Below are 14,676 nucleotides of genomic sequence, written 5' to 3'. Positions count from 1 at the left end.
TCTATAGTATCCCTGCTACGCCAGCAGGCAAAGGCACTTTCAGCCATATTCCAAATACTGCATAAATAATGATCCCTGTCAAGACTGATACGAAGAGTGATTTAAAAATTTTTGACTTTTCCAAAAACTTCATCCATCCGAATACCATAAAGCTTACTGAAAAAGTCATTCCCACAATATAGATTCCGATTACCGCAGCAATTATGATTCCCACTGGGATCATTCCCTGCACCTCAAACTTTTTCTCACTTTTGAGCTTTTTATCCTTTATCATAAACAAACTGATGATGATCAGTAATACTCCTACCAAAACAGGCATAAATCCAGCTCCCGGTTTTGTCACCTCCCAAAATGTATATTTAGTAATTCCCAGTATCACGCTGACAGCACCGACTGCCATAAAAAAAAGTTCTATTACAAATAGCATGACGCCCCATCACCTCTTTTCCTGATCGATCAGCGTTTCATTCCAGAGCACCTGTTGCTTTGAAGATCGTTTCATATTTTTCCGCCTCACCACCAAGAAATGTCTCAAAATCTTCTCCTGCTATATATTTACTCGTCAGACCATTGGAATCTAAATATTTTTCTTTCCACTCATTGTCCTCTGTAACCTTCTTAAATACGTCAGCCCAGTAAGTCACAGCTTCTTCTGACATTTCAGGTGCTCCAAATATTCCCCTGAACTGCTGAAAAACAATATCCGGATAACCCAGTTCCGTAAAGGTTGATATCTCCGGCAGGATACTGACCCTTTCAGGCCCAAAAGCAGCCAGCAAGCTGACCTGGCCTGCTTCCGCCTGACTGAGGCATTCATTGGGATTATAAATCCCTGCCGTAATATGCCCGCCCAACATAGCACTCATGACTTCTGAGGAACTGTTATAGGAAACGTATTCAAACTGCGCATCTCCATATTTATTCATCATTCCTGTTACCAATTCATCCTCTGTACCCTTGCCAGATCCCCCAACTGTAATACTTCCCGGATTTTCCTTTGACGCCTTCATTAAATCCTCTGCCGTCTGGTATGGTGAATCTGCATTAACCCCTATCAAATATTCATCCATTGCCAAATTGCATATAGGCGTTAAGTCTTTATAGGTTACCTCTGTCTTATTCAACATTGCACTGGTTATTTGCGCTGATACATAAGTTGTAATGGTTTCACTGCTTCCTTTTTTGGAAAATGTGTATGTATCCCCAACCGAACCACCACCGCCAGTTTTGTTAACCACCATGATCGGCTGATCACACCATCCATTCTTCTGTATGATATCCGCTGCCATTCTTGCATATAAATCGCTTCCGCCGCCAGCGCTGAAAGGACAAATAAACTCCACATCTTTTTTCAGCTTAAAATCCCCTGCCGCTTTTCCACTTTCACTGTTCTCTTCTGAAGTGGATGTGGTACCGCATCCCACTAGTAAAACAGAAGCCAAAAGTGACCATAAGAAAAAAGCTACACCCTTTTTCATGAAAAATCCTCCCTCTTATTCCTTCTCCACAATTTTTGCTATCAGCTTCTCGGCCCTGTCCGTATTAAAAATCCCGCACATACAGGGCTTAAACAATTCCTGTGCCGCCTCTGCAGATGTCATCTTACCCTTCTGCACCTGCTCTATCATTTTATATATCAGATTCACTGCTACCATGGAATGTCCGCACATGGTTGAAATCTCCAATATTTCTGAAGGCGGCAGCTTATCTGTTTGGCCCCATCTACCAAGGGAATGTTCCACTGTATGGGGTTTCAGACCTGATTTGCAGCAGCACTCCTTTGCTCTGTCTGTAAGGCCTGATACGACAACTGACATTCCCAAATCCTCTTTTTTCAAATCCTTCAGCATGTTTACCACGTCTTCCTCGCAGTTAAAAACTGCCGTGATAACTGCCCTGTCCTCCACTGTCTCTATCATTTTTCTGCGGCTGCCCTGATAATACTCGTTTCCGCTGCGGCAGTCTCCCATTGTGACACAGTGATTCTTTTCACTCAATTCAAAAAAACGTTTCAATTTTGGTGCGGACCCAACATGATTGACATCTTTGCCGGGCATACATAAAATAACCCAATCGTTTTTCAAATTTTCCACACTTCCGGCTCTATGCAGTGTATGTGTCATATCTTTCCCCCTTATCCTTCTTTTTGAAACAGCGGTCTTCCCAACCCTACATTTGTTTTGGCATTTGGAGAGATCCACATTCCCAGTTCTTTTACTGGCTCCACGTGTGGAATGCTTCCGTCCTCAGCCACCTTGGAACAGATATCCAGGCTGAAAACCGTATGAATTTCCTTCGCAGCCTCCCGAATCACTCTGAGAACGGATTTGACCCTTGCAATGGGAACCGGGAACTCAAGAATTGCGGAAAGAACACGTTCATTTAAAAGTTCCTCCTTGAATTTCCCGGTCTGGGGGTTCTCCATCATACTTGTGACAGGGTTCTGCACTTCAAATTCTGCGCCCTCTTTCGCCACCGCCATGGCCATCCGTTCCACGTCATACATTCGGGCAGCAACCCCAGGCCTTCCCATTTCGATCGCAATACCCACCCATCCATCTTTGAATCTTCCGGTCACCTCATTTGTTTTCATCTCCTCTGTGCCGCGCCCTGATATCTGGGATTCCTCGGCAATTGTCAGAACATCACTCATAATACTTCTGATTGTTCTGGGAAATACTAACTTCTGCTGATAAATGGCATCTTTTGGACAGACAGCAGAACGTCTGCAGACTCCGCACTCTACACATGCATCAAAATCCATGACAATCTGCCTCTCAATCCGCTTTATTGCATTTACCGGGCAGTAATCCATGCATTTACCGCAGTTGATGCATAAATCTTTGTTAATTTTCATTTCCGCTCCCTTCTGTGCTATATTATAGCACATTGTATTATAATATCGTACTTCATATTGTAATTATAACAATCTTAAAGTATCGTGTCAATATCTTTACAAATTTAAGACTCTGTCTGCTATATTTTCGTTAAATTTGCCCATATACCTTATTAAGTCAAAAAGCAATGCAGTCCAATACTATGTATATGCATATAAATTTATCTCATATTATGATCTTCCTTAGTATCACATGTAAATATTCGACAAAAATCGACTGGGCTTCAAAAATCACGCACCAGTTCCGCATATTTTATTGTGGGCAGGTGCATCCTATTATTGAGGTGATTTTATGGCATCCTATATATCCCCGGCAATCCGGGAAAAATTTGAAACTCTGTCTGTTGATTTAAAAAACTGTATTCTGGAACGAAATGTCCACTTAGAATCCCTGCCTGATCTGATAAAAGTTTTAGAAGATATAGTGGCAGAGTCAGAAGGCAGATAAGCGCCTGAACAGAAAAAAGGATTTCCTTCTCAGTACATACTGAGCCGGAAATCCTTTTTTGCCCCATTTTTATGTTTTCGTAAACAAAAAAGTGCCAGAACTCCTTGTAAAATAAGGATTCTAACACTTTAGTACAGTGCACCGAGTACGGATAAATCCGAACCCTCCACCTCTGCAAGATTAATCGTCTTAGAGCCGTTTTTATTCTTCGCCAGCCGTTCCTGTACCCGTTCAAACAATTCTTTCGGTACAATCGCCGGAATACCGTCCTCCTTAACCACATCACGATAGCTGTATTCTCCCATATAGCGGCGGTTCTTCAAAAGATGGTACATAATATTCAACGTAATTTTCCCGCCACGAATGGAACGCATACCCCTGTCGTTTAACAGATTGACAAGTTCCTGCATGGTTGCGCCCTCGCTGTACTTCGTGAACATTTCCAGCACCATAGGGGCAGTTTTGGGGTCGATTTGATAATACTGCTATTCATCAATGTAATAGCCCATAGGAACAGTGCCGCCGTTGTATTTGCATTTCAGCGCATTGTCTGTTAATCCCCGGATAACCTTTTCTGAAAGTTCCGCAGAATAGTATTCCGCATACCCCTCCAGCATGGCTTCCAGTATAATGCCCTCGCTGCCCTCGGAGATATTTTCCCTTGCGGAAATGACCTTGACACCATTCTTTTTCTAAAGATTTTTATAGCGTGCGCTGTCATAACGGTTTCGGGCAAAACGGTCTAACTTCCATACAAGCACAACATCAAACAAGCCCTTTGCGCTGTCCTTAATCATGTGTTGAAATTCGGGGCGGTTATCTGTTTTTGCTGACAATGCCCGGTCAATGTAAGTTCCTAAAATGGTAATGTCGTTGCGCTCAGCATACTCCTTACATTCCCGCTACTGTCCCTCAATGCTTTCTTCTCTCTGATTATCCGAAGAATAGCGGGCGTAAATAATCCCTTTCATTTATCTCCACCACCTTTTATAAACAGGCCTATTGATGTTTTCGATTGATGCCACATATTTTCTTGCCAAGTACTTTTCTTTGATACTATTTACATATTGAGGAAGATTGGAACACGTATCTCTAACTGTAATACCATCCATAACAGCAGAGGCCACCGCCGGAACAATCGCATTATGTTGGCCATTGAAAAGCGAATAAAAACTAAAACAGCTCACTATTGCTGAAGCTGTAAATGCAAAAGATTGTTGACCAATTTTAATGAGATCTTTTTTATATGATAAAAGATCTTCTAATGAAAAAAATTCACCACTTTCTTGATGTGCAATCAGCTGTTCAATCTGCGACATGTAAGCTTTTCGTGCGGTATTGAAACTACGATCTTTTCTTAATTGCACAAACTGTTTAAGAGGAATGTGATTTAAGTTAGCAGGCAAAGAAAACTCAATATTGTTTTGAGCTGCCATAATTCTCTTTTGATTCTCTCTGGAAACTGTCAAATCCTTGTTAATTAAGTACCGAGAATATTTCTGAACATCGGTAATCATTTCATATTCCTGTCGCTTAGAAATGATATCTGCAAGAATACTCATATATACAAATGCCAAATCATTTGAAATGTGAATTCCCTCTCGGCACGGTGTTGCGATATTATTATCTATACAAAAGTCGAAAAATGTCTGCGAATACTTTCCACTAAAAAGCGTACAATCTTGATGATTTTGATTTTTCCATTTTTCAATATATGCTCCAGATTTGCTTCCGTAAAAATATGCGCCATACCTCCCGGGATGTAAAAGAAATTTTTCGAATTCTTCACATGCCAGAATAGAGGCATGGAAACCTTCTTCATATTCAGGCCGATATGGTTTAATAAGGTCGGTTTCTCCCATAACATATTGGAATGTATCACTGAGATACCTTTCCTCGGAATAAATTGTGTATGGGATTATGGGTCGAAGTGTATCGAAGTAAAGTAACGCGAATTTTAACCAATTTTCATCTCTAGTTTCAAAACCAGGATAATATATCATATCTTTCATTTGTCCACCTCCATCATTTGAAGAAGTGTTTGCTTTAGTTTCTCACTCATGGGAGATTGCGGGTCAAAGCACATTTCAATGAATTGCTTCATTTCTTCACTCCCCGCTGCAATCTTGGGGTGGTATTCATACAGCTTGCCCTGTGGCTTATCAGTGCGGGCAAAAATATAATCCATAGACACATCAAAATATTCCGCATACTTCACAAGCGTTTCTAAAGAGGGAGCCGAAAGCCCTTGCTCATAGCGGTTGATACTGGACTGCTTCACACCTAACAGCTCCGCCATTTTTACCTGTGACAACTTCACGCTCTCCCGCAGCCCCCGCAGGCGTTCTCCTAACTCTTTCATAAGCTGTGACCTCCTCGTTTTCTCTATGATTATTATATCATTTATACGTTTGTATTTCAACCCGTAACAAGCATAATAATTATAAAAATAATTCATAGACAGCATAGAGAAAGCAGGGCTGCAGAAACAAAATAAGCGGTCAATCCGGCTGTGTTTCTAACAGCAGATTGCAACCGCTTATTTTGTGTTTTGGAGGAAGTGTGGCTACACACGACTACAAAACAGGGTTTCCAAACAACACAGAGTATGTCCCGGCCCGGCCGCTGCATTGACAATGGCCCTATGGAGGGCTTCTGGGGCATTCTGAAAGCAGAAATGTATTATTTACAGCAGATTCATACCTTTGGGGAATTACAGCAGGCCATTGATGAATACATTCTTTTTTACAATACCAGACGACTTCAGTCGAAGCTAAAGGGTCTGGCTCCCCTTGACTTTAGGAACCAGACCCTTGCTGCATAACTTTTCTTTTTTTCGTCTGTCTACTTGACAGGGGGCGGTTCAGTTCACTCACGATACCGCCGTTTTTGCTTTAGCACTTAAGATATACTAAAAATCCGAAGCCGTCCCCGATTGGAACCGGGTTCGGATTATCATTATCTGGTGCGGATAACAGGAGTTGAACCTGCACGTCGTAGACACCAGAACCTAAATCTGGCGCGTCTGCCAATTCCGCCATATCCGCATATTACAGAAAAAAATAGGAACAAGCACTTGCTTGTTCCAGTGAAGCATCGGGGATTCGAACCCCGGACAACTTGATTAAAAGTCAAGTGCTCTACCAACTGAGCTAATGCTCCATATTCAAACTTTGAACTGGGCTAGCTGGATTCGAACCAGCGAATGCAGCAGTCAAAGTGCTGTGCCTTACCGCTTGGCGATAGCCCAAGAGCGCCGTAACGGCAAGGGTGGGTAAAGGGATTCGAACCCTCGGCCTCCAGAGCCACAATCTGGCGCGCTAACCAACTGCGCTATACCCACCATGATACATTATGCATCTTTCGACACAAGCGTGCTTGAAGGGATTCGAACCCCCGACCCACGGCTTAGAAGGCCGTTGCTCTATCCAACTGAGCTACAAACACATCCTCGGTTTTAAAACCGAAAGCGGGTGATGGGAATCGAACCCACATATCCAGCTTGGAAGGCTGGTGTTCTACCACTGAACTACACCCGCACGGGCATTACTGCACTTGTTGAAACATCGGGGTGACAGGATTTGAACCTGCGACCTCCTGGTCCCAAACCAGGCGCTCTAGCCAAGCTGAGCCACACCCCGAAAGGCTATCTTACCGTCTTACGCAAGTGCTCTTGCCTGACGCAAGATAAAATATACCATAGGGAAAGTGAAAAGTCAACACTTTTTTTAGGAATATTTTTATCTATTCCATTTTCTGACATATTTCCCCGGTTTTCCCTATCTCCCATATCAGTTCCCGTCAAAATACATACCTTTGGGGGATGGCACCTGTGGGTCCCCCCAGATGCCAATATATGCTTTTTCTTTTATTTCAGATAATTAATTGTGTAGTGAGCTTCCCCGTCCCTGTCGATTTCCATAAGAATATAACTCGGTTCATGTCCCCACTGTCTGGGATAAGAGATACTTCCCGGATTTAATACGGTCAGATCTTCCTCTATTTTCAGCTCAGGTCTGTGGGTGTGCCCGTACATGACAATTTGGAATCCCCTGGCACGTGCTTCCTCCTCCAGACGGCTGGTCCCCATGGATACGCAATAATAGTGTCCATGTGTGAGCAGTGCATGGTAATCCTCCAGCCACAGCTCCTCCTCCCTGGGAAGCTCGGAAAAGAAATCATTATTTCCTGCCACTATATGTACGGGACATCCTGAGATTGCCTCAATATAGTCCTCATGCCCTTCCACATCTCCCAAATGGATCAAATGCTGGATATCTCCCACTTTCCCCAAAACCTTCTCCAGATTTCCTTCATGACCATGGGTGTCGCTGACAATTAATACCTTCATATTTGAAAGTCCTTTCCATTTATTATAATAAATGTTCCTTCTCCAGCAAAGCTTTCATGCTGCGCAGGGCATTTCCCCTGTGGCTCACGCTGTTTTTCTCATCCGGCGGAAGCTGGGCAGTGCTGCAGCCCCTGTCAGGAAGATAGAAAATGGGATCATATCCGAATCCGTTCTCCCCTCTTTCCTCATAACCGATAATGCCCTCAATTGTCCCCCGTGTCACCAGCTCCCTGCCATCCGGAAATACAGCCGCAATGGCACATACGAATCTGGCCATACGTTTTTCATCCGGCACCCCCTCCAGACGATCAATGATATTCTGGTTCTTAATCCTGTAAGAGGTATCCTCTCCCATATAACGTGCAGAGTAAATACCCGGTTCCTTGTTGAGATGATCCACTTCCAGCCCCGAATCATCTGCAAGCACCATCTCACCGGCCAGCCTGCAGACAGCCCGTGCCTTGATCAGAGCGTTCTCCTCAAAACTCATTCCGTCTTCCACAATGTCAGCCTCAATACCTGCTTCTTTCATAGATAAAATATCAACCGGAAGGCCTTCCATGATCTCCCTGATCTCTTTCATCTTATTTTCATTGCCGGTTGCAAAGATCAATCTTTTCATCTGCTGAACTCCTCTTTTTCTTTGGGGGTTTCGGCCCCAAAAACTGATAGAAATACGTTTTTATCATGCCATTGTATATCTTCCTGTTTTTATCTGCTTTTCTTCCTATGCAGCGCTCTGCGTCCTGATAGGCTGTGATCAGATACATGGACCAAGAATCCAGCGCCTGATAACGCTCCCCTATGGTCTCGTAAAGGGAAGGAAGGTTCTCCTTATCTTCCAGACGTTCTCCGTATGGAGGATTGGTGACAATAAAGCCGTATTTCTTAGGATGGCTCAGGTCTTTGATATCTCTCTGCTGAAAATGTATCAGCTTGTCAACACCTGCCCTCTCCGCATTTTCCCTGGCTCCCTTCACCATTTCAGGGTCCAGGTCATATCCCTGTATATCTGTATCCACAGATAGATTGATCATTCCCTGTGCTTCCTCCCGAACCTCATACCAATGTTTTCTTGAAATGAGATGTCTCCAGTCCTCACAGAGAAAATTCCGGTTCAGTCCGGGTGCAATATTAGCGGCAATCATAGCTGCCTCAATAGGAAAGGTTCCGCTTCCGCAGAATGGGTCTACCAAAATACGGTCCTTATTCCAGGGTGTCAGCATGAGCAGCGCTGCTGCCAGAGTCTCTGTTATGGGTGCCTTGCTGATCATCTGCCTGTATCCTCTCTTGTGGAGAGAGATACCTGATGTGTCAATGCCAATGGTAGCCACATCTTTCATAAATGCTACACGAACCGGAAAACTGGCCCCGTCCTCCTCAAACCAGTCCACATGATACACTGCTTTCAGGCGTTCCACCATGGCTTTTTTCATGATAGACTGAATATCAGATGGGCTGAACAGCTGGCTTTTTACAGAATTTGCCTTGGCCACCCAGAATTTTCCGTCCTGGGGGATATATTTTTCCCAGGGAAGGGCTTTTGTTTTCTCGAATAACTCCTCAAAAGTGACGGCCTTAATTTTAGCCACCTTTAAAAGTACCCGCTCCGTTGTGCGCAAAAACATATTTGCCCGGACAATTGCCCCGGCATCTCCGAGAAATGTCACTTTCCCGTCCTCTACTTCACTGACTTCGTATCCTAAATCCTGTATTTCCCGTTTTAATACTGCTTCCAGTCCAAAATGACATGGTGCGATCAATTCATATTTTTCCATTATAATTTTAACTCCTTAACAATTTCCCCGTCAAATCCGCGGATTGAGAACAAGCCGTCCTCCAGCACCGCATAGGTGGGGATATTTCCTTCCTTGGGAATAGAAACAGAACCCGGATTCAGAATAGTATAGTTTTCCTTCTTATCTGCACGCAATACATGGGTGTGGCCGTGTATAAAAATATCCCCATTTTTCATAGGCGGCAGATTCTCTTCATTATATATGTGCCCATGGCTGGCGTAAATAGTGCGCTCCCCATCCATGATCATGCAGTAATCAGCCATAATCGGAAACTGGAGCACCATCTGATCCACTTCCGCGTCACAGTTGCCCCGTACCACATACAATTCATTTTTGTATCCATTGAGCAAAGCGATGACTTCTTTTGGCGCGTAATCTCTGGGAAGGTCATTTCTGGGACCATGGTACAGCAGATCCCCCAGCAGAATCAGACGGTCTCCATTTTCCGCCTTATATGCTTCCAACATCCTTTTACAGAAATAGGCTGAACCGTGGATGTCTGATGCGAACATGTATTTCATAAATATATTCTCCTCTGTTTTTCTCATTAAGCTGCTTCGTCTACTTTATTTTACTATGCTCTGCGGGAAAATACAAGTTCGTTCCTTTATATGCGTGGAAACCGCCTACAACGGATTTAACGCGGTAGCCTCTCTGCATCAGCTCCCTGGCCGCCAAAAGGCTGGCGCTTCCCCTGTCGCAGTAAAGAACAAAGGTCTTATTGGCGGGAAGCGCTTCAAAGATATCCAGCTCCTCATACGGAATGTTTACAGCCCCATCAAAATGGCTTGCTTCATATTCCTCTTTGTCACGCAAATCTATGATCATAACATTCCTGTCTCCATAATATTTATCTAGATCATGGGCTGAAATTGTTTCAATACCAGTCATATGAAATACCTTTTTCTTCTATTATATGCATACCAAATCCAGGACGCAAATAATAGAAACCACGCCACGCGCGGTTTCTATTATCATAAATCAGGGAGATTTCGGATGGTTGTCCGAAATCTCCCTGACTGTATCCTCTTTTAGTTCTAATTAATAGTTGTACTCTGAGGATGTGTTGTTTTTAGAAGAGTTTTTGCTGTTGGAAGAAGACTCATTCTGTGAGTTTCTTGTTCCGCAGTTCTCTGTTCCGTTTTTGCTTCCTGAATAAGAGTTCTTCTGAGAGTTCTGAGAATTCTGAGAGTTCTTGGAGTTCTGAGAGTTCTGAGAATTCTGAGAATTCTGGGAATTCTGGGAGTTCTGGGAGTTCTGAGAATTCTGGGAGTTCTGAGAATTCTGGGAGTTATTTGCATTAGTGGATTTGTTGTTGCTTGACTCATTGCTATAATTTTTAGCCATGACTTTACCTCCTGGTTGTACATTTTTATTTACAGTCTTATTATGTCTTTTCTGCCCCAAAATATTCGCCGCTGTTCAATTCTTCTTCTTTTCGTCAATTTATCCGGCTAAAATCATTAATATTTCCTTTTGTTATGCGTATCTCGTCAAAAAAGGATTGCATTTTTTTTCCTTTTATATTATAATATGGGTTGTAAAAAGAATTTACCCTTCAAAAATTTTTTTTACATTATAACCCCTTATTTAATTATTTATACTCCCCTCGAAACACCCTGTAGCTCCCCTACAGGGTGTTTCTCTGTCTGTTTATAAGGGGGTAAGGGAATTTCCGGGTTTTACATCTCCTGGATGTGAACAGCGGCAAGGACGTTTTTACACCACTTTTACATCACTAAGGCTTTATTGAGAAAATTTGCTTCTTAATATCCATCAAAAGCAAAGCCAGGCCTACACCTTATGCACCACTTCCCACAAGATTATCCAAACAAGTTTCCCATTTTCTTTATCTCTTCTGCTTTCATATTTGGAAACACATTGTCATGGTTATGCTCGTATGTCCTAACAATTCCTGCATAACTTCTGGCTGTATACCATTCTCCAGACCTCTGGCAGCAAAGGTATGCCTGAGCACATGAGGGTAAATATGTTCAAAGTCCTTTACAGTATCTTTAATCTTTTCCTCTATCTTTTTCATAACTTGATCAATAGCAGTATGGCTGATATGTTATCCATAGGGATTTGTGAAAACTAAATCCTCAAAATCAGGTGCCCACATCTCACCCAAAATGTACCCTTACTATGAAAATACCGCATGGTTTGATAAGTCAACCTTTTATCAAAATCCACATCCTTCCACATCAGTCCGTGCAGCTCCCCAATACGCATACCCTTGAAAGATTACCAATCGCAGGGCAAGCGCATAAAAATATCCATCTGGGGAATGAAACCCCTGGATGGATATTTTTAAATGTTTTCTGCAATTTTCTGAAAAATCAATTCCTGCACATACTCTAAATGACAGGTATATAACATGCTCATCTTCTTATAAGTCATCTTTTACTTTTTATCAAATCGTTTATCCAATTTCATTAGATTATAACAAATCTTGCGAATCAATGACAGATTTTGCATTGCCTTTTTTTCTTTGATCTTTCTTTCCCCGTAAGATAATCAATCTCTAGTGAAATCAGATACTTCCGTTTTTCTATGCGTCCATAGTCTTTTTCGATTGTCTGATAAGTACTGAGTCTTTCCGGCTCTTCTTTTTCAGCATAAGAAAAATAGTCTTTTATCTCTTCATACAAAATTGCCTGGTTTGTTTTTACTGCAAGACAATAATGTCCTTTCTGTTCCACAATCTGCTTTGCAATCTGTTTTTGGCAGCCCAAAAAACTCATGCCTTAACAATTTCCAATTTCTGGTTTGCCAACACTTGGATTTTGACATTCTCATCTCTTCCCTCAGTATATACTTTAAGGGTGTTTCCTTCCCTCACAGCTTTAACAGCCAGTGCTGTTCCCCCTGTCAAATCTGTCACACAAGCCTCCGCTTTCTCGCCGTCCTCAAAACAGGATAAATACAAAGTCACACCTTCTGCGTAATCATAATCTGGACGCTCCATATTATTTCCTACTGCCAGAATTGTATTTGGCCGCACTAAAAGAGGCATATTAAAATAATCATACGTTTCCTTATGCCAACTTCCTCCTTTAACTATTTTTCCGGTCAGAATATTAAACCACTCTCCTTCAGGCACATAATACTCCACTTCACCGGATTCCTTAAAGACAGGTGCTACTAGCAGTGAATCTCCAAGCATATATTGTCTGTCCAGGGTTTCACATGCTCTGTCCCCTGGAAATTCTACAAACATAGGCCGCATCATAGGCGTTCCTTCTTCATGGGATAGAACAGCTTGTCGATACAGATACGGCATCAGACTGCATTTTAATCTCACAAACTTTCTTAGAATATCACAGGCTACATCATCAAACAGCCAGGGCACTCTGTAGGATGTAGATCCATGAAGCCTGCTATGAGAGCTTAAAAGCCCAAACTGACACCACCTTTTATAAATATCTGCCGGAGCCGTATTCTCAAATCCGCTGATATCGTGACTCCAAAAGCCAAATCCTGCACAGGCAAGTGAAAGTCCGCTTCTTAAAGTTTCTGCCATAGAAGGATAGCTTGCAGAACAGTCACCACCCCAGTGAGCCGGGAATTTCTGTCCTCCCACCGTAGCAGACCGCGCAAATAAAACTGCTTCCCCTTCTCCACGTTCCTGCTCCAGAAGTTCAAAAACTGCCCTGTTATATAAGTATGTATAATAATTATGCATTTTTACTGCATCGGAGCCGTCAAAGTAAGCAATATCCTTTACCGGTATCCGCTCACCAAAGTCTGTTTTAAAACAATCCACACCCATATCCAGCAGCATCTTTAACTTCTCCTGATACCATGCAGCCGCATCTGGATTCGTGAAATCCACCAGTCCCATTCCTGCCTGCCACATATCCGTCTGCCATACATCACCGTTGGTTTTTCTGATTAAATACCCCTTCTCCATTCCTTCCTTAAACAGAGGTGATTTCTGAGCAATATATGGGTTGATCCAGACACAGATTTTCAGACCCCTGTCATGGTACCGTTTCAACATTCCTTTAGGATCCGGGAAAGTTTTCGGATCCCATGTAAAATTGCACCACTCAAAAGCTTCCATCCAGTAACAGTCAAAGTGAAATACATGAAGCGGAATATCCCTGTCTTCCATTCCCTGAATAAAACTGCCTGTAGTCTCCTCATCGTAATTCGTAGTAAAAGAAGTTGTCAGCCAAAGTCCAAAAGACCAGGCAGGGGGAAGCGCCGGTTTACCTGTGAGTTCAGTATATTTCTGAATCGTCCCCTTAGGAGTCCCGCCATTGATCACGTAGTAATCCAGCCGCTCACCTTCTGCTGAAAACTGGATCCTCTCTACCTTCTCACTGGCTATTTCATACGAAACATCACTTTCATTATCCACCAAAACTCCATAGCCTTTATTTGTAATGTAAAAGGGAATGTTCTTATAAGATATTTCACTGGCTGTACCGCCGTCTTCATTCCACATCTCCACTACTTGACCGTTTTTCACAAAAGGAGTAAATCGTTCACCAAAACCATAGATGTATTCATCTATGTCAATAGCAAGAGCATCTACTGTATACTTATTACCCGTCTGGTTATTTAACATGTAAGCCATATTCCTGAAACCTGTATTCGTAAGCTCCTGTTCCCCTGACAGGAAACGGATCCCCCAAGAATCAGCACGTTTATCTACTACGGCCCTTGTACTTCCTGACTGATATATAAGAAATTCCTCACTTTCCTCAATCGTCACATGAGGAGATGCCTTTATAATTTCCGCAAAAGGACCGCTATAGGCAGACCCCTGAAAATGAATCACAGATACTTTCACCACATCCTCCATAGGACTGGAAAGCCGTATGGTAAGCATTCCCTGATTCAGACAATCACCCCGATGGGATATATGCTTTCCGGGAGCATAGAGCACCAGGTCATCTCCTTCTCTTCTGCTGTCTGCATATTCCACTGCATAAAGCGGTGTTATTTCCTTTTTCATATTCCAATATCCATCTGTAAATTTCATAATCTTTTCTCCTCTATTATTCTATACATAGCACTCTGCTCTGGAGTAAGACCGCTGGGAGAGTTTGCTGCTATAGTGGCATAATACCGGTAATCCTCTTCATCAGATAAAGCTTCTATCCTCACGAATTTCAAAAACTACATTTATACCGTTTTCTTCTGTTATAATCTGTTTTCTCATACTATTTAC

At 42.6% G+C, this 14,676-nt stretch carries 19 protein-coding genes, 7 tRNA genes and 1 pseudogene; 2 read left to right on the top strand and 25 right to left on the bottom strand.

The genetic code is table 11. The features are described 5' to 3' along the window. Position 1 precedes the first annotated feature (1 nt). Genes A4V09_RS23635 through A4V09_RS23620 form a run of 4 tightly spaced genes read right to left on the bottom strand, consistent with a single transcriptional unit; the run spans position 2 to position 2,857 of the window. Complete coding sequence (locus A4V09_RS23635) at positions 2-427, bottom strand: tripartite tricarboxylate transporter TctB family protein (protein WP_065544491.1); 426 nt, start codon at positions 425-427, stop codon at positions 2-4. Between the two features lie 37 nt (positions 428-464). After that, positions 465-1,478: a Bug family tripartite tricarboxylate transporter substrate binding protein gene (locus tag A4V09_RS23630; protein ID WP_065544490.1), complete on the bottom strand. Its 1,014-nt coding sequence runs from the start codon at positions 1,476-1,478 to the stop codon at positions 465-467. A 15-nt stretch (positions 1,479-1,493) separates the two neighbouring features. Continuing rightward, complete coding sequence (locus A4V09_RS23625) at positions 1,494-2,123, bottom strand: hypothetical protein (protein WP_065544489.1); 630 nt, start codon at positions 2,121-2,123, stop codon at positions 1,494-1,496. Positions 2,124-2,134: 11 nt separating this feature from the next. Beyond that, complete coding sequence (locus A4V09_RS23620) at positions 2,135-2,857, bottom strand: ferredoxin family protein (RefSeq protein ID WP_065544488.1); 723 nt, start codon at positions 2,855-2,857, stop codon at positions 2,135-2,137. Positions 2,858-3,188: 331 nt separating this feature from the next. On the opposite strand from A4V09_RS23620, the gene A4V09_RS25040 reads away from it, so the two are divergent. Beyond that, positions 3,189-3,344 (top strand): hypothetical protein, encoded by a 156-nt coding sequence (locus tag A4V09_RS25040; protein WP_171286271.1) that lies wholly within the window; start codon positions 3,189-3,191, stop codon positions 3,342-3,344. Positions 3,345-3,472: 128 nt separating this feature from the next. On the opposite strand, the gene A4V09_RS26255 is transcribed toward A4V09_RS25040, so the two are convergent. The 5 genes and pseudogenes from A4V09_RS26255 to A4V09_RS23605 all read right to left on the bottom strand — a co-directional run bounded on the left by A4V09_RS26255 (position 3,473) and on the right by A4V09_RS23605 (position 5,706). Next, the gene (locus tag A4V09_RS26255; RefSeq protein WP_330396589.1) at positions 3,473-3,817 is read right to left on the bottom strand and encodes a recombinase family protein; all 345 of its coding nucleotides are present in this window, start codon (positions 3,815-3,817) and stop codon (positions 3,473-3,475) included. 12 nt (positions 3,818-3,829) lie between these two features. Further along, positions 3,830-3,961 (bottom strand): hypothetical protein, encoded by a 132-nt coding sequence (locus tag A4V09_RS26250; RefSeq protein ID WP_330396475.1) that lies wholly within the window; start codon positions 3,959-3,961, stop codon positions 3,830-3,832. A 75-nt stretch (positions 3,962-4,036) separates the two neighbouring features. After that, a pseudogene (locus A4V09_RS26930) lies at positions 4,037-4,231 on the bottom strand (recombinase family protein); the annotation flags it as partial. An 84-nt stretch (positions 4,232-4,315) separates the two neighbouring features. Next, positions 4,316-5,356 carry a hypothetical protein gene (locus A4V09_RS23610; protein WP_065544487.1) on the bottom strand — a complete coding sequence of 347 codons (1,041 nt, stop codon included), beginning with the start codon at positions 5,354-5,356 and terminating at the stop codon, positions 4,316-4,318. Further along, positions 5,353-5,706 carry a helix-turn-helix domain-containing protein gene (locus tag A4V09_RS23605; RefSeq protein WP_065544486.1) on the bottom strand — a complete coding sequence of 118 codons (354 nt, stop codon included), beginning with the start codon at positions 5,704-5,706 and terminating at the stop codon, positions 5,353-5,355. The genes A4V09_RS23610 and A4V09_RS23605 overlap by 4 nt, the downstream gene beginning before the upstream one ends. A 246-nt stretch (positions 5,707-5,952) precedes the next feature. On the opposite strand from A4V09_RS23605, the gene A4V09_RS26925 reads away from it, so the two are divergent. Next, entirely contained in the window at positions 5,953-6,168 is a 216-nt protein-coding gene (locus A4V09_RS26925; RefSeq protein WP_089280601.1) for an IS3 family transposase, read from the top strand. Between the two features lie 139 nt (positions 6,169-6,307). Here A4V09_RS26925 and A4V09_RS23595 read toward each other — a convergent pair. The 16 genes from A4V09_RS23595 to yicI form a co-directional block, all read right to left on the bottom strand. Then, positions 6,308-6,391: transfer RNA gene (locus A4V09_RS23595), tRNA-Leu, on the bottom strand. 42 nt (positions 6,392-6,433) lie between these two features. Then, positions 6,434-6,506 (bottom strand) — tRNA-Lys (locus A4V09_RS23590). 16 nt (positions 6,507-6,522) lie between these two features. Next, positions 6,523-6,594, bottom strand: a tRNA-Gln gene (locus A4V09_RS23585). A gap of 19 nt (positions 6,595-6,613) precedes the next feature. Continuing rightward, positions 6,614-6,687 (bottom strand) — tRNA-His (locus tag A4V09_RS23580). A gap of 30 nt (positions 6,688-6,717) precedes the next feature. Then, positions 6,718-6,791 (bottom strand) — tRNA-Arg (locus A4V09_RS23575). Positions 6,792-6,812: 21 nt separating this feature from the next. After that, positions 6,813-6,883, bottom strand: a tRNA-Gly gene (locus A4V09_RS23570). A 27-nt stretch (positions 6,884-6,910) separates the two neighbouring features. After that, positions 6,911-6,985 (bottom strand) — tRNA-Pro (locus A4V09_RS23565). 227 nt (positions 6,986-7,212) lie between these two features. Continuing rightward, complete coding sequence (locus tag A4V09_RS23560) at positions 7,213-7,695, bottom strand: metallophosphoesterase family protein (protein ID WP_065544485.1); 483 nt, start codon at positions 7,693-7,695, stop codon at positions 7,213-7,215. 22 nt (positions 7,696-7,717) lie between these two features. After that, on the bottom strand, positions 7,718-8,317 hold the full coding sequence (locus A4V09_RS23555) for an XTP/dITP diphosphatase (protein WP_065544484.1): 600 nt from the start codon (positions 8,315-8,317) through the stop codon (positions 7,718-7,720). After that, positions 8,286-9,473 carry a THUMP domain-containing class I SAM-dependent RNA methyltransferase gene (locus A4V09_RS23550; RefSeq protein WP_065544483.1) on the bottom strand — a complete coding sequence of 396 codons (1,188 nt, stop codon included), beginning with the start codon at positions 9,471-9,473 and terminating at the stop codon, positions 8,286-8,288. Before A4V09_RS23550 ends, A4V09_RS23555 begins: the two co-directional genes overlap by 32 nt. Next, the gene (yfcE, locus tag A4V09_RS23545; protein WP_065544482.1) at positions 9,473-10,015 is read right to left on the bottom strand and encodes a phosphodiesterase; all 543 of its coding nucleotides are present in this window, start codon (positions 10,013-10,015) and stop codon (positions 9,473-9,475) included. Before yfcE ends, A4V09_RS23550 begins: the two co-directional genes overlap by 1 nt. A gap of 40 nt (positions 10,016-10,055) precedes the next feature. Then, positions 10,056-10,385 carry a rhodanese-like domain-containing protein gene (locus A4V09_RS23540; protein ID WP_065544481.1) on the bottom strand — a complete coding sequence of 110 codons (330 nt, stop codon included), beginning with the start codon at positions 10,383-10,385 and terminating at the stop codon, positions 10,056-10,058. A 150-nt stretch (positions 10,386-10,535) separates the two neighbouring features. Next, positions 10,536-10,841, bottom strand: a complete 306-nt coding sequence (locus A4V09_RS23535) for a hypothetical protein (RefSeq protein ID WP_065544480.1) — start codon at positions 10,839-10,841, stop codon at positions 10,536-10,538. A gap of 517 nt (positions 10,842-11,358) precedes the next feature. Beyond that, positions 11,359-11,562: a tyrosine-type recombinase/integrase gene (locus A4V09_RS26920; protein ID WP_288868444.1), complete on the bottom strand. Its 204-nt coding sequence runs from the start codon at positions 11,560-11,562 to the stop codon at positions 11,359-11,361. A gap of 391 nt (positions 11,563-11,953) precedes the next feature. Then, complete coding sequence (locus A4V09_RS23525; protein ID WP_065544479.1) at positions 11,954-12,238, bottom strand: ISAs1 family transposase; 285 nt, start codon at positions 12,236-12,238, stop codon at positions 11,954-11,956. Then, the gene (gene yicI / locus A4V09_RS23520) at positions 12,235-14,487 is read right to left on the bottom strand and encodes an alpha-xylosidase (RefSeq protein ID WP_065544478.1); all 2,253 of its coding nucleotides are present in this window, start codon (positions 14,485-14,487) and stop codon (positions 12,235-12,237) included. Before yicI ends, A4V09_RS23525 begins: the two co-directional genes overlap by 4 nt. Positions 14,488-14,676 lie beyond the last annotated feature (189 nt).

The organism is Blautia pseudococcoides, assembly GCF_001689125.2.
Taxonomy (GTDB): Bacteria; Bacillota; Clostridia; order Lachnospirales; family Lachnospiraceae; genus Blautia; species Blautia pseudococcoides.
Note: the sequence above shows the minus strand (reverse complement) of the source record. Positions and strands in the feature narration are given on the sequence as shown.

What these genes read in the sequence shown, in the direction of transcription:
- A4V09_RS23525 (WP_065544479.1), bottom strand. Translation starts at nt 12,238, where the DNA reads ATGAGTTTTTTGGGCTGCCAAAAACAGATTGCAAAGCAGATTGTGGAA.
- A4V09_RS23535 (WP_065544480.1), bottom strand. Translation starts at nt 10,841, where the DNA reads ATGGCTAAAAATTATAGCAATGAGTCAAGCAACAACAAATCCACTAAT.
- yicI (WP_065544478.1), bottom strand. Translation starts at nt 14,487, where the DNA reads ATGAAATTTACAGATGGATATTGGAATATGAAAAAGGAAATAACACCG.
- A4V09_RS26925 (WP_089280601.1), top strand. Translation starts at nt 5,953, where the DNA reads ATGTCCCGGCCCGGCCGCTGCATTGACAATGGCCCTATGGAGGGCTTC.
- A4V09_RS23560 (WP_065544485.1), bottom strand. Translation starts at nt 7,695, where the DNA reads ATGAAGGTATTAATTGTCAGCGACACCCATGGTCATGAAGGAAATCTG.
- yfcE (WP_065544482.1), bottom strand. Translation starts at nt 10,015, where the DNA reads ATGAAATACATGTTCGCATCAGACATCCACGGTTCAGCCTATTTCTGT.
- A4V09_RS23630 (WP_065544490.1), bottom strand. Translation starts at nt 1,478, where the DNA reads ATGAAAAAGGGTGTAGCTTTTTTCTTATGGTCACTTTTGGCTTCTGTT.
- A4V09_RS23620 (WP_065544488.1), bottom strand. Translation starts at nt 2,857, where the DNA reads ATGAAAATTAACAAAGATTTATGCATCAACTGCGGTAAATGCATGGAT.
- A4V09_RS25040 (WP_171286271.1), top strand. Translation starts at nt 3,189, where the DNA reads ATGGCATCCTATATATCCCCGGCAATCCGGGAAAAATTTGAAACTCTG.
- A4V09_RS23555 (WP_065544484.1), bottom strand. Translation starts at nt 8,317, where the DNA reads ATGAAAAGATTGATCTTTGCAACCGGCAATGAAAATAAGATGAAAGAG.
- A4V09_RS23540 (WP_065544481.1), bottom strand. Translation starts at nt 10,385, where the DNA reads ATGACTGGTATTGAAACAATTTCAGCCCATGATCTAGATAAATATTAT.
- A4V09_RS23605 (WP_065544486.1), bottom strand. Translation starts at nt 5,706, where the DNA reads ATGAAAGAGTTAGGAGAACGCCTGCGGGGGCTGCGGGAGAGCGTGAAG.
- A4V09_RS26250 (WP_330396475.1), bottom strand. Translation starts at nt 3,961, where the DNA reads ATGCTGGAGGGGTATGCGGAATACTATTCTGCGGAACTTTCAGAAAAG.
- A4V09_RS23635 (WP_065544491.1), bottom strand. Translation starts at nt 427, where the DNA reads ATGCTATTTGTAATAGAACTTTTTTTTATGGCAGTCGGTGCTGTCAGC.
- A4V09_RS23625 (WP_065544489.1), bottom strand. Translation starts at nt 2,123, where the DNA reads ATGACACATACACTGCATAGAGCCGGAAGTGTGGAAAATTTGAAAAAC.
- A4V09_RS23610 (WP_065544487.1), bottom strand. Translation starts at nt 5,356, where the DNA reads ATGAAAGATATGATATATTATCCTGGTTTTGAAACTAGAGATGAAAAT.
- A4V09_RS23550 (WP_065544483.1), bottom strand. Translation starts at nt 9,473, where the DNA reads ATGGAAAAATATGAATTGATCGCACCATGTCATTTTGGACTGGAAGCA.